Source organism: Legionella impletisoli (assembly GCF_900639875.1).
Classification (GTDB): domain Bacteria; phylum Pseudomonadota; class Gammaproteobacteria; order Legionellales; family Legionellaceae; genus Legionella_A; species Legionella_A impletisoli.
In genome coordinates this window covers 1-1,348 of sequence record NZ_CAAAIA010000017.1, presented here as the reverse complement: position 1 = coordinate 1,348, position 1,348 = coordinate 1, and the positions used below count along the sequence as shown (strand labels likewise).

Genomic DNA, 1,348 nt, shown 5'->3' with positions numbered 1-1,348 from the left:
CATAGGTATCTACACAAATGCTTCTCCTATTATTTGGCGAAGCATTTGTTTAAGTTCTCCTGGGTCATATCGTTCTAATAAATCGAGTGCATTAAGAAGAGAACAAAGCCCTGTAAAAAGAGCTGATTTTGTATATTCTACGCCATATTTCATTTGTTTCCCGCTTAATCGCACTAATAGAGTCCGTAGTTCTCCGGCTTCGGGTCCTTTTGCTGCTGCTATTTGCCAGACTAAAATACAAGCCATACAAGCTACTAATAATCGACGAGCAATCGCCTCGCCTGTTTCTTGTTGCCATGATTCTAAATGCATGCCTGCGGATTTAAGGAGCTTAAAAAAAGTCTCAATAGACCAACGCCAATAATACCAAAGCGTAAGCGTAGTACTATCGACCTCTACATTCGATAATAAATACCACCATGCTACTATCTTACCTTCTTTATTTTGAATTTTACTTACAATAAAATGGCACGGTACAGCCTCTCCTTTTATTTGTTTTGGCTTACCTTCTTTTTTTCTTTTCGGTTGTGCCATTCGAGTGACTAATACCTGGGTACTTGCCAAGTATTGTTTTGCTTCTTGTCCTTTATAGTGTATCGTTCGCGCTTGATTGAAGACCAATTGATTCGCCAATTTATCAACTCTTATCGAAACATCTTGATAGGTCACATGGCTATTACTTCGACACCTAATAAGCCATTTCTTCCCCTCAAGGGCTCGCATTAACTCAACGGAATCACCTTCTCTATCAATTATATGAACTAAAGGGGTCTTAAAGGGCTGTTCTTCGATATAATGTATTCGCTTGGCAAGCTCTTCTATATGCGTTGCTGCTCGGTTAGCTTCCTTCGTGTACGTGCTTAATACCCGCTCGGCAGTCACTACATTTAACGCAATAGGCGCTATGGGACTCCCTGTCTCATCATTTAATAACAGACTGGCTTGCAGCTCATATCCATATTCTTCCTCATTATGCACTCCATAACGGTCTTTTTTACTCGTATGTTTTTTATAACTTAAGCCACTCCAATCATGCACCATTAATCCATACTGAGCGCAGTCTTCTGAATGTTTTACTCCATGCGCTACCAGCGGTTTGGCTAACTCCCCAAGCTCACAGCGCTCATTGTTAAAAAAGCGCCATGCAGCTTGCGTTTCATTAAATGACTGTCTGCTTTTTAAACTACTTTTTACCCCGGCACTTAGCATATCACTCGTTATCATATGCGACCTTACTAATTGTTCATAACGCTTTTTATGGCGTAACTCTAAATCCATTTATTATTATCCACTTTTACTAAAATCCCATATTAAATACTAATTATTCTTTTTGTGTAGATATCTATGG

1 protein-coding gene is annotated in these 1,348 nt (G+C 39.3%); it reads right to left on the bottom strand.

Annotated elements, in window-relative coordinates:
• Window positions 1–9 precede the first annotated feature (9 nt).
• Complete coding sequence (locus E1O41_RS11655) at window positions 10–1,278, bottom strand: transposase (protein WP_131776831.1); 1,269 nt, start codon at window positions 1,276–1,278, stop codon at window positions 10–12.
• Between the last annotated feature and the right edge of the window lie 70 nt (window positions 1,279–1,348).

Excerpts from the sequence above, each read along its gene's own strand:
- E1O41_RS11655 (WP_131776831.1), bottom strand. The coding sequence starts at position 1,278 with ATGGATTTAGAGTTACGCCATAAAAAGCGTTATGAACAATTAGTAAGG.